The 20522-nt window shown below is 71.4% G+C and carries 17 protein-coding genes; 7 read left to right on the top strand and 10 right to left on the bottom strand.

The window, feature by feature from the left end; all coding sequences use genetic code 11:
- The first annotated feature begins 15 nt into the window (after positions 1-15).
- Positions 16-474, top strand: coding sequence for a VOC family protein (locus ACFVQ0_RS09210; RefSeq protein WP_390086138.1), 459 nt, complete (start codon positions 16-18; stop codon positions 472-474).
- 29 nt (positions 475-503) lie between these two features.
- On the opposite strand, the gene ACFVQ0_RS09205 is transcribed toward ACFVQ0_RS09210, so the two are convergent.
- Positions 504-1340 (bottom strand): hypothetical protein, encoded by an 837-nt coding sequence (locus tag ACFVQ0_RS09205; RefSeq protein ID WP_390086136.1) that lies wholly within the window; start codon positions 1338-1340, stop codon positions 504-506.
- Between the two features lie 83 nt (positions 1341-1423).
- Between ACFVQ0_RS09205 and ACFVQ0_RS09200 the strand changes: the two genes are divergently transcribed.
- Positions 1424-2230, top strand: a complete 807-nt coding sequence (locus ACFVQ0_RS09200; protein ID WP_390086134.1) for an HAD family hydrolase — start codon at positions 1424-1426, stop codon at positions 2228-2230.
- Positions 2231-2252: 22 nt separating this feature from the next.
- On the opposite strand, the gene ACFVQ0_RS09195 is transcribed toward ACFVQ0_RS09200, so the two are convergent.
- Complete coding sequence (locus tag ACFVQ0_RS09195; protein WP_390086132.1) at positions 2253-3413, bottom strand: FAD-dependent oxidoreductase; 1161 nt, start codon at positions 3411-3413, stop codon at positions 2253-2255.
- Between the two features lie 83 nt (positions 3414-3496).
- Here ACFVQ0_RS09195 and ACFVQ0_RS09190 point away from each other — a divergent pair, with 83 nt between their 5' ends.
- A complete protein-coding gene (locus tag ACFVQ0_RS09190) occupies positions 3497-4084 on the top strand; it encodes a TetR/AcrR family transcriptional regulator (RefSeq protein WP_390086130.1) in 588 nt (195 codons plus the stop codon).
- 28 nt (positions 4085-4112) lie between these two features.
- On the opposite strand, the gene ACFVQ0_RS09185 is transcribed toward ACFVQ0_RS09190, so the two are convergent.
- The 5 genes from ACFVQ0_RS09185 to ACFVQ0_RS09165 all read right to left on the bottom strand — a co-directional run bounded on the left by ACFVQ0_RS09185 (position 4113) and on the right by ACFVQ0_RS09165 (position 9344).
- Positions 4113-4703, bottom strand: a complete 591-nt coding sequence (locus tag ACFVQ0_RS09185) for a TetR/AcrR family transcriptional regulator (protein WP_390086128.1) — start codon at positions 4701-4703, stop codon at positions 4113-4115.
- Between the two features lie 197 nt (positions 4704-4900).
- Positions 4901-5791: an ABC transporter permease gene (locus ACFVQ0_RS09180; RefSeq protein ID WP_390086126.1), complete on the bottom strand. Its 891-nt coding sequence runs from the start codon at positions 5789-5791 to the stop codon at positions 4901-4903.
- A complete protein-coding gene (locus ACFVQ0_RS09175) occupies positions 5778-6767 on the bottom strand; it encodes an ATP-binding cassette domain-containing protein (protein ID WP_390086124.1) in 990 nt (329 codons plus the stop codon). The genes ACFVQ0_RS09180 and ACFVQ0_RS09175 overlap by 14 nt, the downstream gene beginning before the upstream one ends.
- An 88-nt stretch (positions 6768-6855) precedes the next feature.
- A complete protein-coding gene (locus ACFVQ0_RS09170; protein ID WP_390086121.1) occupies positions 6856-8115 on the bottom strand; it encodes an outer membrane lipoprotein carrier protein LolA in 1260 nt (419 codons plus the stop codon).
- Between the two features lie 218 nt (positions 8116-8333).
- Positions 8334-9344 (bottom strand): polyprenyl synthetase family protein, encoded by a 1011-nt coding sequence (locus ACFVQ0_RS09165; RefSeq protein ID WP_390086119.1) that lies wholly within the window; start codon positions 9342-9344, stop codon positions 8334-8336.
- 156 nt (positions 9345-9500) lie between these two features.
- On the opposite strand from ACFVQ0_RS09165, the gene ACFVQ0_RS09160 reads away from it, so the two are divergent.
- The 4 genes from ACFVQ0_RS09160 to ACFVQ0_RS09145 all read left to right on the top strand — a co-directional run bounded on the left by ACFVQ0_RS09160 (position 9501) and on the right by ACFVQ0_RS09145 (position 15030).
- Positions 9501-11000 (top strand): peptide MFS transporter, encoded by a 1500-nt coding sequence (locus tag ACFVQ0_RS09160; protein ID WP_390086117.1) that lies wholly within the window; start codon positions 9501-9503, stop codon positions 10998-11000.
- A 9-nt stretch (positions 11001-11009) separates the two neighbouring features.
- On the top strand, positions 11010-13004 hold the full coding sequence (locus ACFVQ0_RS09155) for a CocE/NonD family hydrolase (protein WP_390086115.1): 1995 nt from the start codon (positions 11010-11012) through the stop codon (positions 13002-13004).
- A gap of 149 nt (positions 13005-13153) precedes the next feature.
- On the top strand, positions 13154-14383 hold the full coding sequence (fahA, locus tag ACFVQ0_RS09150) for a fumarylacetoacetase (protein WP_390086112.1): 1230 nt from the start codon (positions 13154-13156) through the stop codon (positions 14381-14383).
- Positions 14380-15030 (top strand): GPP34 family phosphoprotein, encoded by a 651-nt coding sequence (locus tag ACFVQ0_RS09145; RefSeq protein ID WP_390086109.1) that lies wholly within the window; start codon positions 14380-14382, stop codon positions 15028-15030. Before fahA ends, ACFVQ0_RS09145 begins: the two co-directional genes overlap by 4 nt.
- A 35-nt stretch (positions 15031-15065) precedes the next feature.
- On the opposite strand, the gene recQ is transcribed toward ACFVQ0_RS09145, so the two are convergent.
- The 3 genes from recQ to ACFVQ0_RS09130 all read right to left on the bottom strand — a co-directional run bounded on the left by recQ (position 15066) and on the right by ACFVQ0_RS09130 (position 20521).
- Positions 15066-17129 (bottom strand): DNA helicase RecQ, encoded by a 2064-nt coding sequence (gene recQ, locus ACFVQ0_RS09140; protein ID WP_390086107.1) that lies wholly within the window; start codon positions 17127-17129, stop codon positions 15066-15068.
- A 135-nt stretch (positions 17130-17264) separates the two neighbouring features.
- Complete coding sequence (nuoN, locus tag ACFVQ0_RS09135) at positions 17265-18929, bottom strand: NADH-quinone oxidoreductase subunit NuoN (RefSeq protein WP_390086105.1); 1665 nt, start codon at positions 18927-18929, stop codon at positions 17265-17267.
- On the bottom strand, positions 18926-20521 hold the full coding sequence (locus tag ACFVQ0_RS09130; RefSeq protein ID WP_390086103.1) for an NADH-quinone oxidoreductase subunit M: 1596 nt from the start codon (positions 20519-20521) through the stop codon (positions 18926-18928). Before ACFVQ0_RS09130 ends, nuoN begins: the two co-directional genes overlap by 4 nt.
- Position 20522 lies beyond the last annotated feature (1 nt).

Raw genomic sequence — 20522 nt, 5'->3', positions numbered from 1 at the left:
TCCGGACCGACCAGAATGGGCGCCATGCCCCTTGACTGGAAGATCGTCATCGACGCCGCTGACCCGCACGCCCAGGCCGGTTTCTGGGCCGCCGCCCTCGGCTACGAGATCGAGGACAACAGCCCCCTGGTGGAACGGCTCCTGGGCCTCGGCGCCGTACCGGAGGCGATCACGACGACCGCGCACGGCCGCAGGGCCTGGCTCGACCTGGCGGCGGCCCGGCACCCGGACGACCCGTTCGAGCCGGAAAGCGGTACGGGCCTCGGCCGCCGCCTGCTGTTCCAGCGAGTCCCCGAGCCCAAGACGGTGAAGAACCGCCTCCACCTGGACGTGCACGCCGGACCCGACCGCCGTGACGCGGAGGTGGCCCGGCTGGAGCGGCTGGGCGCGAAGGTGCTCCGCAAGGTCGCGGAACCGGGCGGGACTTGGACGGTCATGACCGACCCGGAGGAGAACGAGTTCTGCGTGCAGTGAGCAACGATTTTGCGTGCGGTGAGCAGGGGTCAGGGCCGGGTGGAGGCGGGGGCGCGGCCGCGTGGCGGCGTCCCTGACCCGCCACGGCGATCCGCGCAGGCCCCGAAGTCGAGCGGGCCGAGCTCGGGCCCGGACCAGCCCTCCCACCCGTCCGGGCCGGCCTCCTCTTCGCTCACCGTGACCCCGGCACCGTCCTGCCGACCGGTGTAGCGGAGAGCGGTGCCGTCCCCACCCGACTGGACGACCTGGAGCTCGGCCCGGCCGTCGTGGTCGGTGTCGGTGGCCCGCACCGCGAACACCATCGCGGAGCCGCCCATCCGGACGGTGCCGGTCCGGTCACTGCTCAGGTCACGGGCGAGCGGCCCGTAGCGCACCTCGTGCACCAGCATGTTGTGCCGGGGCGAATCGCCCTCGTCCCCCTGGCTGTAGAAGAGGGCCAGGTCGAGGTAACCGTCGCCGTCGAAGTCACCGAAGGTCCCCCGGGTCGCCATGGCCTCCAGCGGTGCGCCGCGCAGCTTCTGCCAGAACCCGCGGGCCTCGCCGACGCCGACCTCGGTGCGGTGATCGTCGCCGTGGAAGACGACTGAGCCGGTGCCGTCGCGGTCCTGGTCACGGATCTCGTCCAGTTGTCCGTCCGCGTCCACGTCGGCGCGCAGGTTCCGGCTGTCGACGGCGCAGATGGCCATGGGTGCGTGGTCGCCCGGTTCTGGCCCGGTGCCCAGCAGGAGCCATGAGACTCCGGCGACCGCGACGAGAGCGGCCCCGGCCGCCGTGACGCGCCGCCGCCGCCGACGCGCCCGCTGTCGCCGCAGCGTCGCGAGCTCGGCCGCGAGCGTGGATTGCGCCGGTTCTGCGGGCAGAGGCATGGCCGAACCCTACGGGCCGGCCCGTACACCGTTACGTGCCCGGCGAGTTCGGCGCGGAAGACCTCGCTCCCTAGGCTTGCCCCATGCCTCTGCCACCCGCATACTCCCTCGTCGCCACGGACCTGGACGGCACCCTGCTGCGCCACGACGACACCGTGAGCCCCCGCACCCGCGCCGCGCTCGGCCTCGCCACCGCCGCCGGGGCCCGCCACCTCGTCGCCACCGGCCGCCCGGTGCCCGGCGTAAGGGAGTTGTTCGCCTCGCTGGGGTACCGGGGGCTCGCCGTCTGCGGGCAGGGCACGCAGCTGTACGACGCCGGGGCGGGGCGCGTGATCCGTACGGTCTGCCTGGACCGGGAGGCGGCCGCCGCCGCGCTCGGCAAGATAGAGGCCCAGGTGGGGCAGGTCTTCGCCGCGGTGGACCAGGACGGGCCCGACGGCCGGACGCTGATCGAGCCGGGCTACCTGATGCCGCACCCGGCGCTGCCCGCCCACCGGACGTCCCACCGCGACGAGTTGTGGGCCGTCCCCGTCATCAAGGTGCTGATCCGCCACCCGGAGCTGGACGACGACGCCCTGGCCGCCGCCGCGCACGCGGCCGTCGGGGAGCTGGCGACCGTCACGCTGTCCGGGCCCGGCACGGTCGAGCTCCAGCCGTACGGCATCGACAAGGGCGCCGGCGTCGCGTTCGCCGCCGAGCACCTGGGGCTGGACCCGGCCACCGCGATCGCCTTCGGTGACATGCCGAACGACCTGCCGATGTTCCGCGGTTGCGGGTACGGGGTGGCGATGGCCAACGCCCATCCGCTCCTGCGGGCGGCGGCTGACGAGGTGACCCTGTCCCACCAGGACGACGGGGTCGCGGTCGTCCTGGAGCGGGTCTTCGGCTGAACGGCTCCCCCGCGCAGGTGCGTCAGCGCCCGTCCCGGCCCGGGCCGTTCTCGTCGTCCGGGCCGGGCACGGCCAGCAGGAATTCGGCGCCGCCTTCGAGCGTGCGCGCCACCTCGGCCGAGCGCGGGAGCATCAACTTCTCGTAACCGCGCACCGCGTCGTCGACGGTGGCGGAGCGGACGAGCGACAGGGCGAGTTCGCTCGCGTCGAGCATGGCGAGGTTGACGCCGACGCCCAGCGGCGGCATGAGGTGCGCCGCGTCTCCGAGGAGCGTCACACCGGGTGCGCTCTGCCAGGTGTGCGGCACCGGCAGGGCGAGGATCGGCCGGTCGACGTAGGGGCCGTCGTTCTCGGTGATCATCCGGAGGATCCGCGGCGACCAGTGCGCGTACTCGTGCAGCAGCTGTGCCCGGATGCCCTCGGTGTCCGCCGGGCGGAGCCCCGCCGCCGCGATCCAGTCCGCCGGGACGCGCCGCATGATGTAGACGCGCAGGTGGCCGCCGCTGTTCCGCTGCGCGAAGAGGCCGCGGTCCCCGTCGGCGGCATGGGCGCTGCCCCCTCCCACCAGCTCCGCGAGTTCGGGGTGGGCGCTCTCCACGGCGTCGAACCGTGCTTCGAGGAAGCTGACCCCCGTGTACTGGGGTGTCGCGGACGAGAGCGCGGGGCGGACGCGGGAGAAGGCGCCGTCCGCGCCGATCACGAGGTCGGCCTCGACGGTCGTCCCGTCGGTGAACCTCAGCGTGCGCGCCCCGTCGGCCGGTCCGCCCACCGAGTCGAGGGCCCGTCCCCACTGGACCGTCCCTTCGGTGAGCGAGCGCAGCAGGAGATCGCGCAGCTGTCCCCGGTCGATCTCGGGCCGGGCCGTTTCGTCCGCGTCCGGCATGTGGTGGGACCGGACGTTCCCCGCCGGGTCCAGCCGGCGCATCTCCTGCCCCTCGGATCTGGCGAGCGCGAAGAACTCCTCCAGCAGGCCTGCTTCACGGAGTGCGATCTGGCCGTTGTCGTCGTGCAGGTCGAGCGAGCCTCCCTGGTTCCGGGAGTTCTCGTCCGGGTCGCGGTCGTAGACGGTCACGGGGATGCCGTGCCGCTGGAGGATGCGGGCGCAGGTGAGGCCGCCGGGGCCGGCGCCGATGACGGCGATGCGGGCTCGGGCGGGTGTCGGGCTGTTCGCTTCGGTGTTCATGACCCCAGCAAAGCAGGAACGAGTAAGAAACTGCAACCATTACAGTTTCTGCTTCATTCCAGCTATGCGGTAGGGTGGGCGCCATGCCAGACACTCCGGCCGTCGGCCGCCGCGAGCGCAAGAAGGCCGCCACCAGGCAGGCGATCGCCGATGCCGCCCTGGAGCTCTTCCTGGAGCACGGATACGAGCGGGTGAGCGTGCGCGACATCGCGGAGAAGGCCGACGTTTCGACGACGACCCTGTTCGCCCACTTCCCGGGCAAGGAGGCGCTGGTCTTCGACCGCGAGGCGGAGGTCGAGGCCTCGCTGACGGCCGCCGTCCGCGAACGGCCCCCGGGGCAGGACGTCGTCGAGGCGCTCCGCGCCCACGCGCTGACGGCCTGGACACGGATGGCGTCGGACCCGCGCCGGGACCGGTTCACCGCACTGGTGGACGGGACGCCCGCGCTGCGGGAGTACTGGGAACGCATGTGGATGCGGCACGCGAGCGCCCTCGGCGCCGCGATCGCGCGGGAGCTCGGCCGGGAGGCCGATGACCTCGCGTGTGCGGCGCTCGCGCGGTTCGTCCTGGAGGTCCCGGCCCTGGCCGCGTCCGGGCACGACCCCCACGCCTCCGTGGAGACGGTGTTCGATCTGCTGACGCACGGCTGGCAGGCCTCGCAGCACCCGTGAGCGGGGCGCCGGCCGCGACGTACAGGCGTCAGCCCGGCGTCGCCCCGAGCGACCGCAGCACGTGATCGACCAGCAGCGCCACCGCCTCCGGGTCCTGCATCGGTTTGCGCAGCACGTGGCGGTAGTAGACCGGGCCGTACAGCATCTCCACCGCCAGCCGCAGATCTGCACCCGGCGGAATCTGGCCCCTCTCCTGGGCCACCCGCAGCCGGACGACCACCTCTTCGAAGCGGGGTTCGATCAGCTGCGTGCGAACGATCTCGGCCAATTCGTCGTCATGGTGGAGCTCGGAGAGTATCCCGGCGTACGCGGGGCCGAAGGGCGGTACGGAGAGCACGCCGACCGCGCCGTTCACATGGGTCCGCAGATCCGCCGCGATGTCATCGGTGTCGGCGGACGGAGCGGCCTGGACCAGCGCCTCCGTGAACGCCTCCAGCAGCACCGCGCTCTTCGACGGCCACCAGCGGTAGATCGTCTTCTTGCTGACACCCGCCCGCGCCGCGATGGCCTCGACGGTGACGCGGCCGTAACCCCTCTCCGTGCAGAGGTCGAGGGCCGCCTCCAGCGTCGCCCTGCGTGAGCTCTCGCTGCGGCGCAGCGAACTCGGCGATGTGATCATTCGGTGAGCATAGGGCTGTTCGAGCCAATCCTTATTGACAGTCCGTCGCCAGAAGTCGAACAATGCTCAAGCGGAAACGGAACGTACCGTGTCGGCTCGTTCCCGTCCTTCGCACCGTTCGTGCCGTTCGTGCCGCGACGAGCCGATCGGGGGACGGCTCGCCCGGCCGACGGTACGGGTGAGGCCCCCGTTCACGCTCAGGCCGTGATGTCCCTCGCGGTGAAACGGGCCCAGGCCGCCGAGCCGAACACCGCCGCGTACACCCCCTGGAGCTCCAGGTTCTTCACCAGGTCGTCCCAGTAGACCGGGGCGCGCAGCAGGTCCGCGAAGGACAGCCAGTAGTGCGGGAAGAGGTACGGGTGCATCCCGTGCAACTGCGGGATGGTGTCCAGGATCTGCACCGTGATCAGCACCCCGACCGTCGCCGCCATGGCCGCGATGCCGCTGTTGGTGAGAGTGGAGACGAACAGTCCGAGCGCCGCGAAGCCGATCAGTGACGCCGCGACCGCGACCGCGACGACCGCCGCCCGCACCAGGCCCTCACCGAATCCGATCCGGGTACCGGAGATCGTCGTGACGTCACCGACGGGGAACAGCAGCGCGCCCACCGCCAGCGCGGACGCCGCCACGACCAGGGTCGCGAGCAGGCAGAAGGCCAGCGTGGTGGCGTACTTGGCGAGCAGCAGCCGGGTCCGGCCGGCCGGCGCGACCAGCAGGTAGCGCAGCGTCCCCGCGTTGGCCTCGCCCGCGACGGAGTCGCCCGCGATGACGCCGACCGCCATCGGGAGGAAGACCGGGAGGGTGGCGGCGAGCGAGGCGAACACCAGGAAGAGGCCGTTGTTGGTCACCTGGGAGAGGAACGCGGGCCCGCCCCCGCCCCCGCCGGGACCGGCCGGTGAGCCGTCCGCCGTCTCGATCCGCACCGCGATCCCGATCAGTACGGGCACGGCGGCCAGCACCCCGAGCAGGGCCAGGGTGCGCCAGCGGCGCAGGGTGGTGGTCAGCTCCGAGCGCAGGATGCCGAACGTCCACAGCGGGTTGCGCCGGAGCGGGGCGGCCTCCTCGCGCACCTGTTCAGCCTGCGACATCGAATCCCTCTCCGGTGAGCGCGACGAAGGCGTCCTCCAGGGAGGCCCGTTCGACGCCGAAGGACCGTACCCGGACACCGGAGTTCACCAGGGCCGCGTTCAGGTCCGAGAGTTCGACGGAGCCCGGCGGGGCGTCGGCCCGTACCCGGTCGCCGTCGAGGGTGAGGCCGGTGACTCCGTGCTCCTTCAGGACGCGGGCGGCGTCGGCCAGGTCGGGGGTGGTGACGGCGAGCCGGCCCCGGGTGCCCGCCGCGAGCTCGGTGACCGGGCCCTGGGTGAGCAGCCGGCCGCGTGCCATGACCGCCGCGTGGGTGCAGACCTGCTCGATCTCGTCCAGGAGGTGGGAGGAGAGGAAGACCGTGGTGCCCTCCGCGGCCAGCTCCCGGACCAGGGTGCGGATCTCCCGCATGCCCTGCGGGTCGAGACCGTTGGTCGGCTCGTCCAGCACGAGCAGCCTGCGGGGTCTGAGCAGCGCGGCGGCCAGGCCGAGGCGCTGCTTCATGCCCAGCGAGTACGCCCGCGCCTTCTTGCCGCCCGCCGCGGCCAGGCCGACCCGGTCCAGCGCGTCACCGACGCGGGCGGCCCTGGTGCGCGGGTCCGCCGTCGGGTCGGCCCGGTCGTAGCGCAGCAGGTTGTCCCGGCCGCTCAGGAACCCGTACAGGGCGGGCCCCTCGATCAGCGCCCCGACGTGCGGGAGCACCGTGCGGGCGGCGCCGGGCATGGGGCGGCCCAGCACGGTCGCGGTGCCGGACGTGGGGTCGATCAGCCCCATCAGCATCCGGATGGTGGTGGTCTTCCCGGAGCCGTTGGGGCCGAGGAAGCCGAAGACGCTGCCGCCGGGGACGGTGAGGTCGAGCCCGTCGACGGCGAGCTGGCCGCCCCGGTACCGCTTGGTCAGCCCCCGGGTCTCGATCACGGGCTCGGGCCCGCCCGCTGGAACGGGGCCACGCACGGGCACGGTCTCCGCCCTTGTCATCTCTGCTCCCCACGATCGCCCCCGCCCCGCCGTACGGAGGCTACGGCGGGGCGGGCGGATACGTCACGCGATGGCGTACCGGCGTGGCTCAGCTCGCGTTGTCCGCCGCCTTCACCAGCGCGTCCTTCGTGACCGCGCCGACGTACACCCGGCCGTCATCGGTCATCAGCGCGTTGACCAGGCGGGTCTTGAAGACCGTGCCGGAGCCGAACGTGCCGGTGACCTTGTCGCCCATCGAGTCCAGGAGCCCCTGCACCTCGGCCGGCATGCCGTCCGAGGCCTTGTCGCCCGGGGACTTCGTGGGCAGGCCGCTGCCGCCGGGGGCCTTGATCTCGGCGATCGTGCTCCAGCCCTCGCCGGTCACCTTCACGCCCTCGCCCTTGGCGTTCAGGCCCTCGAACGGTCCGAGCCCGCCCTCGGCCTTGTGCGCCTTCTCGCGGTTCGCGGCGCTGTCCGCCTCGGTGACCTCGGCACCCTTGGGCGGGGTGAAGGAGAACGAGGACGCGGCCGGCTTGCCGAAGTCGACGGAGGTGAACCCCGCGTCGATCGCCGCCTTGCCGCCGTTGCTGGGCTGGAGGGTGAACTTGAGCGGCACGCCGGTCTTCGCGTCCACCGCGACGGTGATCGAGCCGATCGTCGAGCCGCTCTGCTCGGGCTTGAGGACCAGCCGGTAGGCGTCGCGCCCCGCGACCTGCGCGGTGCCCCCGACCTTCACGGACGTGGTGCCGTCGGCCGCCTTGAGGGCCTGTTCGGCGAAGGCCTTCGGGGTGGTCGGTACGCCGTCGGGAACCGGCTGCTCACCACGCTCGGCCTTCTCCCCGGCCTTCTCCTTGGCGTGGTAGACGGCGTTGGACTTGCTGTCGTACGCCCAGACCTCGTCGCCGTTGTGGACGATGCTGTACTCCGACGCGTTGTCCAGGATGGACACCCGCTGCCGGTCGGGGCCGTCGGCGGCCACCCGGAGGGTGTGCGTGCCGGACGCCAGCTCCGTCAGCTTCGCCTGCGGGTCCGCGCTCGCGCCGCCCTTGTCCCCCGCGCCGTCCGGCGCGAAGGAACCGGCCAGTCCGCCCAGGGACGGGATGCCGAGGTCGGTGCTGATCTTCACCGTGCCGGACAGCTGCTCCGTGTCCGAGGCGGCGATCTTCTCGATGAGTTCCTGCGCGGTGATCTCCGGCAGATCGGGATCGCCCGAGCTCGCGAGTGCCGGGACCAGCCCGATCGTCGCGGCCGCGACGCCCGCCACCGCGACCGGGACGATGTAGCGCACCGCCTTCCGGCGGCCCGCTACGGCTCGCGCGGGGCCGTGCGGGGCCGTGCCGTTGGTGTCTGCGCTGTCGTTCGGTGCCATGTGTGCCCTACCTCCGTGGTCGGCGGCTTCCGTCGGGATGCACTCGTCCACTCCGTGCCGCCATTCTCACCCGTTTTGGTCAGGAGTGGTTGTTCTCCATCTGACCAAATCGGGGAGCCCGAAGCGTCAGCCCGGGGGAGCAACTCCTCATACCTCTTCGGTATGACACCGGGCGCCTTGGCTCCGCCTACCCGTAGGGGGTGGCGAGCAGACCGGGCTCAGCCCGCGCGGTGCACCACGGCGTCGCACATCTCTTCCAGCGCGGACTTGGCGTAGCAGCCGGGCAGCGGTGCCAGCGTGGCCCGCGCCTCCTCCGCGTACCGGACGGTGTCGCGTCGGGCCTGTTCGAGCGCCGGGTGGGCGCGCAGCCGGCGCAGCGCCTCCGCCAGCCGGCCGTCCTGCGTGAGGTCGCCGTCCAGCAGCGCGACGAGCTCCAGGTCGTCCGGCTTGCCGTCGGCCTCGGCATGCGCCCTCAGGTGGAGGACGGGCAGGGTCGGGATGCCTTCGAGGAGGTCGGTGCCGGGGGTCTTGCCGGACTCGTGGGAGTCGGAGGCGATGTCCAGGACGTCGTCGGCGAGCTGGAAGGCGACGCCGAGCCGTTCACCGTACTGGGTGAGCGTGTCGGTCGTGGCGTCGTCGGCGCCGGCCATCATCGCGCCGAAGCGGCAGGCCACGGCGACCAGCGAGCCGGTCTTGCCGCGCATCACCTCAAGGTAGTGGTCGACCGGGTCACGCCCGTCGCGCGGACCCGCGGTCTCCAGGATCTGGCCGGTGACCAGGCGCTCGAACGCCTCCGCCTGGATACGTACGGCCTCGGGGCCGAGGTCGGCCAGGATGTGCGACGCGCGCGCGAAGAGGAAGTCGCCGGTCAGCACCGCCACCGAGTTGCCCCAGCGGGAGTTGGCGCTGTCCACGCCGCGCCGCACGTCGGCCTCGTCCATCACGTCGTCGTGGTACAGCGTCGCGAGGTGCGTCAGCTCGACGACCACCGCGGCGGGCACCACGCCCGGGGCGTCGGCGTCACCGAACTGGGCCGCCAGCATCGCGAGCAGCGGCCGGAACCGCTTGCCCCCCGCGTGCACCAGGTGCTGCGCGGCCTCGGTGATGAAGGGCACCTCGCTCTTGGTCGCATCGAGCAGCCCCGACTCGACAGCAGCCAAACCGGCCTGGACACCGGCTTCAAGAGCCTGGTCCCGCACGCTCAGTCCGAACGGCCCGACGACGGTCACGAGGGGATCTCCTGTCTGCTGACGATCACACGGAATGTCGATGTGTCGCTGCCATCACTCAAGTCAGCGTATCCGGTCCCCTTTGGATCACCGTGGGCGCCTTCCCGCCACCGCCGGTATGTTCGGGATCAGCTCATACGATCAGGAGTAGTCCCTTTGTCCCACACCGCTCACGACACCGATCCGACCCAGCCACCGCCGGGCGACGACCACGCCTTCTTCGGCCAGCCACGGGGTCTGATGACCCTGTCCGGCCTGGAGGTCTGGGAGCGGTTCTCGTTCCTCGGCATGCAGGCCATCCTCGTCCTGTACTTCGCCGACACGGTCGCCCACGGCGGCCTGGGCATGGAGCCCGGCACCGCCGCCTCCGTCTCCGCGGCGTACGGAACCCTGGTCTACCTGGTCTCCGTAGCGGGCGGCTGGCTGGCCGACCGCATCCTCGGCTCCTACCGGGCCGTCCTGTACGGCGGCATCCTCATCGCCTGCGGCCACTACGCCATGGCGGTGCCGACCGCGACCATGACCTGGGTCGGGCTCGGCCTGATCAGCGCCGGTACGGGGCTGCTCAAGCCCAACGTGGCCACCATGGTCGGCAAGCTCTACCGCACCGACGACGAGCGCCGTGACGCCGGCTTCGCCCTCTACTACATGGGCATCAACATCGGGGCGTTCCTCGGCCCGCTGATCACCGGCTGGCTGGGCGACCACGCGAGCTGGCACTGGGGCTTCTCGGCCGCCGCCTTCGGTATGACGCTCGGCCTGATCCAGTACGTACTGGGCCGGCGTCACCTGGCCGGGCGTAAGCACTCCGCCGAATTCCCGCTGGCCCCGGACGCGAAGCGCACGGTCGTGTGGCGGATCGTCCTGGGTGCCGTCGTGGTCGCGGCCGTCGCCACCGTACTGGCCCTGGTGGGCTGGCTGACCATGGACCGCTTCGTCGACGTACTGACGGTCATCTCGGTGATCGCCCCGGTCGTCTACTTCGTGGTGATGTTCAGGAGCCCGCAGGTGACCCCGGAGGAACGCGGCAGGCTGCGCCCGTACGTGGTGCTGTTCCTGGCCTCCGTGGTCTTCAACTTCATCCTCTTCCAGGCGTACTCGACGATGATGCTGCTGGCGTCGACCAACGCCCGCACGGAGATCTTCGGCTTCCACTTCCCGGCCAGCTGGTACGCCTCCGCGCTCGGCGCCTTCGAGGTCGCGCTCGCTCCGGTGGTCGCGGCCGTCTGGGCGAAGATGGGGCCGCGCCAGCCGCACGCGTCCAACAAGATCGCGATGGGTGTGATCCTCGGCGGTCTCTCGTTCCTGCTGATGGTCCTGCCGACCTCCGGGCACGCCGACGACAGCTACAAGATGGCCGCCTGGTGGATCGTCGGCTCGTACCTGCTGCTCGGACTCGGAGACATCCTGCTGGAGACCTCCGGCATGTCCGCGACCACCAAGCTCGCCCCCAAGGCGTTCGCCAGCCAGACGATGGCGCTCTGGTTCCTCTCACTGGCCCTCGCCAACGGAATCCAGGCCCAGATCGTGAAGCTGTACGGCGAGGTCTCCAACCCCGCCTACTTCGGTGTCAATGGCGCTATCGCGGTGGTGGCCGGTGTGGCCGTCGTCGCCGCCGCCCCCTGGCTCAAGCGCACCATGCACCCCGTCCACTGAGGTACCCCCATGCACATCCGCACCGAATTCCCGTACGAGACGACCCACGAGGACATCCGTATCCCGCTGCCGGACGGCACCCGGCTGTACGCCCGGATCTGGCGGCCGGTCACCGACGAACCGGTGCCCGCCCTGCTGGAGTACCTGCCCTACCGGCTCAGCGACTGGACCGCGCCGCGCGACTGGCAGCGCCACCCCTGGTACGCGGGCCACGGCTACGCCTCGGTGCGCGTCGACGTACGCGGCCACGGCAACAGCGAGGGGCTGCCGGGCGACGAGTACGACGCGACCGAGCTCGACGACGGTGTCGCCGTCATCCACTGGCTGGCCCAGCAGGAGTGGTGCTCGGGGCGCGTCGGCATGTTCGGCATCTCCTGGGGCGGCTTCAACTCCCTCCAGATCGCCGCGCTCGCCCCCGAGCCGCTCAAGGCGATCGTCACCGTGTGCTCGGCGGACGACCGCTACGACAACGACGTCCACTACATGGGCGGCTCCGTCCTCGCCGTGGACATGCACGCCTGGGCCGCGACGATGCTCGCCTTCGTCTGCCGCCCGCCCGACCCGGCGCAGGTGGGCGACGCGTGGAAGGACATGTGGCTGGAGCGGCTCGAAGCCGTCGACCCCTTCATCCACACCTGGCTGGACCACCAGACGCGCGACAACTACTGGAAGCACGGCAGCGTCTGCGAGGACTACTCCGCCATCCAGGCGAACGTCCTCGCGGTCGGCGGCTGGCACGACCCCTACCGCGACACCGTGCTCCGGCTCGTCGAGCACCTGGACCCGGCGAAGGTCCGCGGCCTGATCGGGCCGTGGTCGCACCAGTACCCCGACCGCGGTCTGCCGCCGGGGCCCGGCATCGGCTTCCTCCAGGAGACGCTGCGCTGGTGGGACCAGCACCTCAAGGACAAGGACACCGGCGTCATGGCGGAGCCGCTGCTGAGGTCCTGGATCAGCGAGTCGCACCGGCCCGCCACCGTGTACGAGACGCTGCCCGGCCGCTGGGTCGGGGAGACCAGCTGGCCCTCGGAGAACGTCTCGCCGGTCGCGTACGCCCTCAAGGGCGGACCGCAGATCGTCGACTCACCGCAGCAGACCGGGGTGGACGCGGGCCGGTTCTTCCCGTTCGGCAACGACGCCGACCTGCCGCCCGACCAGCGCGACGAGGACGCCAAGTCGGTGTCCTTCGAATTCCCGGTCGAGGACGCCCCGATCGAGATCCTGGGCCGCCCCCGGGTACGGCTGCGCATCCGGATGGATGTACCGCGCGGCCAGGCCGTCGCCCGGCTCTGCGACGTCGCCCCCGACGGCTCCTCCACGCTCGTCACCCGAGGCGTCCTCAACCTCGCCGCCCGGCACGGCCGGGACCGCGCGGACGACTGGCCCGCGGGGGCCACGGAGGACGTGACGTTCGAACTGAACGGCATCGGGCACACCTTCCCGCCCGGCCACCGCATCAGGCTCGCGGTCTCCTCCTCGTACTGGCCGTGGATCTGGCCGCAGGCCGGCTCGAAGGGCTTCACGCTGGACGCGGAGGGCAGCTTCGTCGAACTGCCGGTGCGCCGGCACACCGAGGACCCCGCGATCCACTTCGAGGAACCCGAGCAGTCGGAGCCGCTCGGCGTCGTCTACCCCGCCACCCTCGACGAGCAGCGCCCCGAGCGGCTGGTGATCCGCGACGTCGCCAAGGGCGAGTGGCGGATGGAGGTCGACCCGCGCTACGGCGGCACCCGGGTCTACCCCGACGGCCTCGAATTCACCGAGGACGCGGTCGAGACGTACACCATCCAGGAGCGCGACCCGCTCTCCGCGCACACCCGCTCCGACTGGACGGTCCGGCTGCACCGGCCGGAGACGGCCTGGGACGCGCTGATCGAGACACGATCCGAGATCAGCTCCGACGCGACCCACTTCATCACCTCCAACGAGGTGGTCTGCAAGGACGGCGGCGAGGTCGTCTTCCACCGGACCTGGGAGAAGCGCATTCCGCGCACGGCCGGGTGAACCGCACCGCCGATCCCCGCGTACTTCCGGACGCGCGGGGATACGGCGGGACTTTCCGGGCATGGGGTGGGTGGTTGGGACTCTGCCGTCGGGTTATGCCGCCCACGTAACGTGTCCCCCAAGCGACCCGGAAAGCGAGGCAGCAACAGATGCCCGAGCAGAGCAGCCCGCTCGAACTGGCCGAGGGCGATCCCTTCGGTCCGCACAACCTTCCGTACGGCGTTTTCTCCGCCCCCGATCGGCCCGGAGAACGACGCGTCGGCGTCCGCATCGGCGGCCATGTGCTCGACGCCGGGGCGGCCGCGCTCGCCCTCGGCTCGCCCTACGCCCAACTCCTGGCCCAGCCCGACCTGATGCCGCTGCTCGCGGCCGGCCGCACCGCCTGGAGCGATGTGCGCCGCGCGCTGACCGCGTGGGTGACGGTCCCGGCCCACCGCCCTGACATAGAGCCGCTGCTGCACCCGGTGGAGTCCGTGACGCTCCATCTGCCCTACCGGGTGGCGGATTACGTCGACTTCTACGCCAGCGAGCACCACGCCACCAACGTCGGCCGGATCTTCCGCCCGGACGGCGACGCGCTCACCCCCAACTGGAAGCACCTGCCGATCGGTTACCACGGCAGGGCGGGCACGGTCGTGGTCTCCGGCACGGATGTGGCGCGCCCGTCGGGCCAGCGCAAGACCCCCGCGGACCCGGCCCCGGTCTTCGGACCGTCCGTGAAGCTGGACATCGAGGCCGAGGTCGGCTTCGTCGTCGGCACCTCCTCCGAGCAGGGGCGCCCGGTCGCGCTCACCGACTTCCGCGAGCACGTATTCGGCCTCTCACTGCTCAACGACTGGTCGGCGCGCGACATCCAGGCCTGGGAGTACGTGCCGCTGGGCCCCTTCCTCGGCAAGTCCTTCGCCACCTCGGTCTCCGCCTGGGTGACCCCGCTGGAGGCCCTGGACGCCGCCCGCACCGCCCCGCCCGCCCGCGACTTCCCGCTGCTGCCCTACCTCGACGACGCGGAGGAGGACGAGCCCGGCGGCTACGACCTGCGGCTCTCCGTCGCCATCAACGGCCAGGTCGTCGCGGAGCCGCCGTTCTCCACCATGTACTGGACGGCGGCCCAGCAGCTCGCCCAGATGACGGTGAACGGCGCCTCGCTGCGCACCGGCGATCTGTACGGTTCCGGCACCATCAGCGGTGCGGAGCCCGCCCAGCGCGGCTCCCTGCTCGAACTCACCTGGAACGGCCGCGATCCACTGGAGCTGCCCGAGGGCAAGCGGACGTTCCTGGAGGACGGGGACACGGTGACGCTGACCGCATGGGCGCCCGGCCCGGACGGCACCCGGGTCGGTCTCGGCGAGGTGACCGGAAGGATCGTGTCCGCGCCATGATCCCGCCGCCGCCCACGCCGACCCTGCCCGAGGACCTGCTGCTGCTCGCCCTGGACCCGGTGCGCGGCAAACCGTACTGCCGCAACCGCTTCCTGGAGTACGCCATGGCCGGGGCCGCCCTGGCGGAGCTGGAGCTCCAGGGCCACGTCACCGGACAGGGCAGTCGCTTCCAGCTCGCCAACCCGCTGGAGCCGCAGGACCCGGTGCTCGCCGGGGTGATGCGGAGCCTGCCGGCACCCGGCAAGGACGGACGGGGTTCCGGGGTGTCGGCCAAGAGGTGGGTCCGGCACGCCGGCCGGCAGGTCGGGGGCCTGTATCTGGACGCCCTGGTGGAGCGCGGCGTCCTGCGCCGCGAGTCCCGCCGCTTCCTCGGCCTGTTCCCGTACCACCGCCACCCCGTGGTGGCGAAGGACGTGGCCGCCCTGGCCCGTACCCGCTTCGACGCCGCCGAGCGAGCGGGCTTCCCCGACCCCCGCAGCCGGGCCCTGGCCGCCCTCGTCTCGGCAGCGGGCCTCTCCCGCTACGTCGGCACGGAGCGCGGCAGCCGCAGCGCCATGCGCCACCTGGTCCACGACCACTGGCCGGCCCACGCGGTGCTCCGCAACATCCGCCAGGACAGGGCGAACCAGTCGGGGGGCGGGGGGTAGGGCCTGTCGGGTGCGGTGGCCCCCGGCAGTCCGCCTCAGTCGTACTCCGGCGGCTCCTCGTCCCAGCCGAACTCCGGGTCGGCGGGCGGTGCGGCGGAGGCAGGGGCAGGAGCGGGGACCCGAGCCGGGGCGGCAGGGGCTTCCGGGGCAGAGACCACGGGTGCCGGGGCCGTGTCCGCCGGGGCTGCGGGTTCCGCGTCGGCGGCCGGGAGCCCTGCCAGGACCTCCAGCACGCCCTCCCCGTACGTCGCCAGCTTCTTCTCGCCCAGGCCGCTGATCCCGCCCAGCTCCGCGAGCGAACCCGGCCGGAGCGTGGCGATCTCCCGCAGCGTCGCGTCGTGGAAGATCACGTACGCCGGGAGGCCGAGCTCCTTGGCCTGGGCGCCGCGCCAGGCGCGCAGTGCCTCGAAGACCGGGACCGCCGACTCCGGGAGGTCGGCGACGGCGGCAGCCTTGCCCTTGCCGCTCTTCGACGACGACGAGGAGCGGGCCGGGGCGACCTTCTTCGGCTCCTTGCGCAGCAGCACCTCGCGCTCCCGGCCGAGCACGGAACCGCTCTCCTCCGTGAGCACCAGCGTGCCGTACTCGCCCTCGACCGCGAGCAGTCCCTGGGCCAGCAGCTGGCGGACCACGCCGCGCCACTCCGCCTCCGCGAGCTCCTCACCGATGCCGAACACCGAGAGCTGGTCGTGGTCGAACTGGATGATCTTCGCCGTCTTGCGGCCCAGCAGGATGTCGATGATCTGGCCCGCGCCGAACTTCTGTCCGCGCTCCCGCTTCAGCCGTACGACCGTGGACAGCAGCTTCTGGGCGACCACCGTGCCGTCCCAGGTCTCTGGCGGGGCCAGGCAGGTGTCGCAGTTGCCGCAGGAGGTGGTGGCGGGTTCCTGGCCGAAGTACTTCAGCAGTTGGGCCCGGCGGCACTGGACGGTCTCGCACAGGGCGAGCATGGAGTCCAGGTGCGAGGCGGCCCGGCGGCGGAAGGCCTCGTCGCCCTCGCCGCCCTGGATGAGCTTGCGCTGCTGGACGACGTCCTGGAGCCCGTAGGCCATCCAGGCCGTGGAGGGGGCGCCGTCACGGCCTGCGCGGCCGGTCTCCTGGTAGTAGCCCTCGACGGACTTCGGCAGGTCGAGGTGGGCGACGAAGCGGACGTCCGGCTTGTCGATGCCCATGCCGAAGGCGATCGTCGCGACGACGACGAGGCCCTCCTCGCGCAGGAAGCGGGACTGGTGGCGCGCCCGGATCCCGGCGTCCAGACCCGCGTGGTACGGAACGGCCTCGATGCCGTTGCGGCAGAGGTACTCGGCGGTCTTCTCCGTGGAGTTGCGCGAGAGGCAGTAGACGATGCCCGCGTCCCCGGCGTGCTCCTCCTTGAGGAAGGAGAGCAGCTGCTTCTTCGGGTCGGCCTTCGGCACGATGCGGTACTGGATGTTGGGCCGGTCGAAGCCCGCCACGAAGTGCTTGGCGTCGGGCATGCCGAGGCGCTGGGTGATCTCCTGGTGCGTGGCCGCGGTCGCCGTCGCCGTCAGCGCGATCCTGGGTACGTCGGGCCAGCGCTCGCCCAGGACGGACAGGGCCAGGTAGTCGGGCCGGAAGTCGTGGCCCCACTGGGCGACGCAGTGCGCCTCGTCGATGGCGAAGACGGAGATCTCACCGCGCGAGAGCAGGCCGAGCGTGGAGTCCAGCCGGAGCCGCTCGGGCGCGAGGTACAGCAGGTCCAGCTCGCCCGCGACGAACTGGGCCTCCATCGAGCGCCGCTCGTCGAGGTCCTGCGTGGAGTTGATGAACCCGGCCCGCACGCCCAGCGCCCGCAGCGCGTCCACCTGGTCCTGCATCAGGGCGATCAGCGGCGAGATGACGATGCCCGTACCGGACCTGACCAGGGACGGGATCTGGTAGCAGAGCGACTTGCCGCCACCGGTCGGCATCAGCACGACGGCATCCCCGCCGGCCACCACATGGTCGACGACCGCTTCCTGCTCGCCCCGGAACGCCTCGTACCCGAAGACCCGGTGGAGCGTCTGCCGCGCGTCGCTCTCGGTCACATCCACGGTCGCTTCTGTCACGTCTGTCACGCCTGTCCTGCCCGTCCCGCTCATCGCTCTGTCCCCCGGCATCCGGCCCGTTCTTGTCCTCACGCTCTCCTGCCACGATAGGCGCCGCGTACGACAGCGCCGGACGGGCTTGACTTCCAAGCCCGTCCGGCGCTGTCCGGCAGTGGTGCGCGCTACCCGCTACCGCACGAAGACTCCCGCCTGGCTCGCCAGGTCCAGGAAGTACTGCGGGGCCAGGCCGAGCACCAGCGTGACCGCGACACCGACCGCGATCGTGGTCATCGTCAGCGGGGACGGGACGGCGACCGTGGGGCCGTCCGCCTTCGGCTCGCTGAAGAACATCAGCACGATGACCCGGATGTAGAAGAACGCGGCGATCGCGGAGGAGATCACACCGACGACGACCAGTCCGCCCGCGCCGCCGTCGGCCGCGGCCTTGAACACCGCGAACTTCCCGGAGAAGCCCGAGGTCAGCGGGATACCCGCGAAGGCCAGCAGGAACACCGCGAAGACGGCGGCGACCAGCGGGGAGCGGCGGCCGAGCCCGGCCCACTTCGACAGGTGCGTCGCCTCGCCGCCCGCGTCGCGCACCAGGGTGACGACGGCGAAGGCGCCGACCGTCACGAAGGAGTACGTGGCCAGGTAGAAGAGGACCGAGGAGATGCCCTCCGGGGTGGCCGCGATGACACCGGCCAGGATGAATCCGGCGTGCGCGATCGAGGAGTAGGCCAGCAGCCGCTTGATGTCGGTCTGGGTGATGGCGACGATCGCACCGCCGAGCATCGTGACGATCGCGACGCCCCACATGACCGGGCGCAGGTCCCAGGTGAGGCCCGGCAGCACCACGTACAGCAGACGCAGCAGCGCGCCGAACGCGGCGATCTTCGTGGCCGCGGCCATGAAGCCGGTGACCGGGGTCGGGGCGCCCTGGTAGACGTCCGGGGTCCACATGTGGAACGGGACGGCACCGACCTTGAAGAGCAGCCCGGTCAGGATCATCGCGCCGCCGATGAGCAGCAGCGCGTCGTTGCCCATGGTGTCCGCGAGCGCCGGGTCGATCTTCTGGATGGAGCCGTCCACGACGGACGCGATCTTGGCGTACGAGACGGAGCCCGCGTACCCGTAGAGCAGGGCGATCCCGAAGAGCAGGAACGCCGAGGAGAAGGCGCCGAGCAGGAAGTACTTCACCGCGGCCTCCTGCGACATCAGCCGCTTGCGGCGGGCGACGGCGCACAGGAGGTAGAGCGGGAGGGAGAAGACTTCCAGGGCCACGAAGAGCGTCAGCAGATCGTTGGCCGCCGGGAAGACCAGCATGCCCGCGACCGAGAAGAGGATCAGCGGGAAGACCTCTGTGGTGGTGAACCCGGCCTTGACCGCGGCCTTCTCGCTGTCGCTGCCGGGCACGGAGGCGGCCTGCGCGGCGAACGAGTCGACCCGGTTGCCGTGCGAGGCGGGGTCGAGCCGCCGTTCCGCGAAGGTGAACACGGCGACCAGCGACGTCAGCAGGATGGTGCCCTGGAGGAACAGGGCGGGCCCGTCGATGGCGACCGCCCCCATCGCGGCGATGTGCGCCTTCGTCGTGCCGTATCCGTCGGCCGCCAGGCCGATCACCGCGGCGAACGCGGCGACCAGCGCGACGACGGTCAGGAACATCTGCGTGTGGTAACGGGCCCGGCGCGGCACGAAGGCCTCGACGAGCACGCCCAGTACGGCGACTCCGATCACGATCAGGACCGGGGTCAGCTGGGCGTACTCGATGACCGGCGCCTTGAACTTCTCGTCAGGAGCGGCCGATGTCACCCCGCCCGCCATTGTCCACAGGCTGTGGACAGCTGTTGCGCTCACTTGACGGCCTCCACCTGGGGCTGCGGGTCCTTCTTCTGTACGTCCGACATGGTTTGCTTCACCGCGGGGTTGACGATCTCCGTCAGCGGCTTCGGGTAGACGCCCAGGAAGACCAGCAGCGCGATCAGCGGGACGACCACCACCAGTTCACGGACCTTGAGGTCCGTCATGCCCTGGACCTCGGCCTTGACCGGTCCCGTCATCGTCCGCTGGTAGAGCACCAGGACGTAGATCGCGGCGAGCACGATCCCGGTGGTGGCGATGATGCCGGCCACCGGATAGGCGGAGAACACGCCGACCAGGACCAGGAACTCACTGACGAACGGGGCGAGTCCCGGCAGCGACAGAGTGGCCAGACCACCGATCAGGAAGGTGCCGGCCAGGATCGGCGCCACCTTCTGGACCCCGCCGTAGTCGGAGATGAGCCGCGAGCCGCGCCGGGTGATCAGGAAGCCCGCCACCAGCATCAGCGCGGCCGTCGAGATGCCGTGGTTGATCATGTAGAGCGTCGCGCCCGACTGGCCCTGGCTCGTCATCGCGAAGATGCCGAGGACGATGAAGCCGAAGTGCGAGATCGACGCGTAGGCGATCAGCCGCTTGATGTCGCGCTGGCCGACGGCGAGCAGCGCCCCGTACACGATGCTGATCAGCGCCAGGACCAGGATCACCGGGGTGGCCCACTTGCTGGCCTCCGGGAAGAGCTGGAGGCAGAAGCGCAGCATCGCGAAGGTGCCGACCTTGTCGACGACCGCGGTGAGCAGCACGGCGACCGGGGAGGTCGCCTCGCCCATGGCGTTGGGCAGCCAGGTGTGCAGCGGCCACAGCGGGGCCTTCACCGCGAAGGCGAAGAAGAACCCGAGGAAGAGCCAGCGCTCGGTGCTGGTCGCCATGGAGAACGTGCCGTTGGCGCGGGCCTCCGCGATCTCGGAGAGCGAGAACGTCCCCGCGACCGTGTAGAGCCCGATCACCGCGGCCAGCATGATGAGGCCGCCGACCAGGTTGTAGAGGAGGAACTTCACGGCCGCGTACGAGCGTTGCGCCGCGGCGTTCTCGTCGCCGCCACCGGCCGCCGCGGCGGCCGCGGAGGAGGTGGCCCGGTCGCCGAAGCCGCCGATGAGGAAGTACATCGGGATGAGCATGGCTTCGAAGAGGATGTAGAAGACGAAGACGTCGGTGGCCTCGAAGGAGAGGATCACCATCGCTTCGGTCATCAGCATCAGGGCGAAGAAGCCCTGAGTGGGCCGCCAGCGCCGGCTCTGGTTCTCCAGGGGGTCGGCGTCGTGCCAGCCCGCCAGGATGATGAAGGGCATGAGCAGGGCGGTGAGCGCCATGAGCGCCACCCCGATGCCGTCCACCCCGAGTTCGTACCGGACGCCGAAGTCCTTGATCCAGGCGTGCGATTCGGTGAGCTGGAAGCGGCTGCCGCCGGGTTCGAAGCGGGCGAGCACGATGCCCGCGAGCACCAGGGTGCCCAGCGAGAAGAGCAGCGCCAGCCATTTGGCGGCGGTGCGCCGTGCGGCCGGGACGGCGGCGGTGGCGATCGCGCCGATCGCCGGGAGCACCGCCGTCGCTGTCAGGAGGGGAAAGGACATG

The organism is Streptomyces sp. NPDC057900 (genome assembly GCF_042887885.1).
Classification (GTDB): Bacteria; Actinomycetota; Actinomycetes; order Streptomycetales; family Streptomycetaceae; genus Streptomyces.
The sequence above is the reverse complement of the archived record's forward strand: the minus strand, read 5'-3'. Positions and strand labels throughout refer to the sequence as shown.

What these genes read in the sequence shown, in the direction of transcription:
- ACFVQ0_RS09200 (WP_390086134.1), top strand. Translation starts at nt 1,424, where the DNA reads ATGCCTCTGCCACCCGCATACTCCCTCGTCGCCACGGACCTGGACGGC.
- ACFVQ0_RS09195 (WP_390086132.1), bottom strand. Translation starts at nt 3,413, where the DNA reads ATGAACACCGAAGCGAACAGCCCGACACCCGCCCGAGCCCGCATCGCC.
- ACFVQ0_RS09155 (WP_390086115.1), top strand. Translation starts at nt 11,010, where the DNA reads ATGCACATCCGCACCGAATTCCCGTACGAGACGACCCACGAGGACATC.
- ACFVQ0_RS09180 (WP_390086126.1), bottom strand. Translation starts at nt 5,791, where the DNA reads ATGTCGCAGGCTGAACAGGTGCGCGAGGAGGCCGCCCCGCTCCGGCGC.
- ACFVQ0_RS09170 (WP_390086121.1), bottom strand. Translation starts at nt 8,115, where the DNA reads ATGGCACCGAACGACAGCGCAGACACCAACGGCACGGCCCCGCACGGC.
- ACFVQ0_RS09205 (WP_390086136.1), bottom strand. Translation starts at nt 1,340, where the DNA reads ATGCCTCTGCCCGCAGAACCGGCGCAATCCACGCTCGCGGCCGAGCTC.
- ACFVQ0_RS09175 (WP_390086124.1), bottom strand. Translation starts at nt 6,767, where the DNA reads ATGACAAGGGCGGAGACCGTGCCCGTGCGTGGCCCCGTTCCAGCGGGC.
- ACFVQ0_RS09130 (WP_390086103.1), bottom strand. Translation starts at nt 20,521, where the DNA reads ATGTCCTTTCCCCTCCTGACAGCGACGGCGGTGCTCCCGGCGATCGGC.
- ACFVQ0_RS09190 (WP_390086130.1), top strand. Translation starts at nt 3,497, where the DNA reads ATGCCAGACACTCCGGCCGTCGGCCGCCGCGAGCGCAAGAAGGCCGCC.
- ACFVQ0_RS09210 (WP_390086138.1), top strand. Translation starts at nt 16, where the DNA reads ATGGGCGCCATGCCCCTTGACTGGAAGATCGTCATCGACGCCGCTGAC.
- ACFVQ0_RS09185 (WP_390086128.1), bottom strand. Translation starts at nt 4,703, where the DNA reads ATGATCACATCGCCGAGTTCGCTGCGCCGCAGCGAGAGCTCACGCAGG.
- ACFVQ0_RS09145 (WP_390086109.1), top strand. Translation starts at nt 14,380, where the DNA reads ATGATCCCGCCGCCGCCCACGCCGACCCTGCCCGAGGACCTGCTGCTG.
- fahA (WP_390086112.1), top strand. Translation starts at nt 13,154, where the DNA reads ATGCCCGAGCAGAGCAGCCCGCTCGAACTGGCCGAGGGCGATCCCTTC.
- recQ (WP_390086107.1), bottom strand. Translation starts at nt 17,129, where the DNA reads ATGAGCGGGACGGGCAGGACAGGCGTGACAGACGTGACAGAAGCGACC.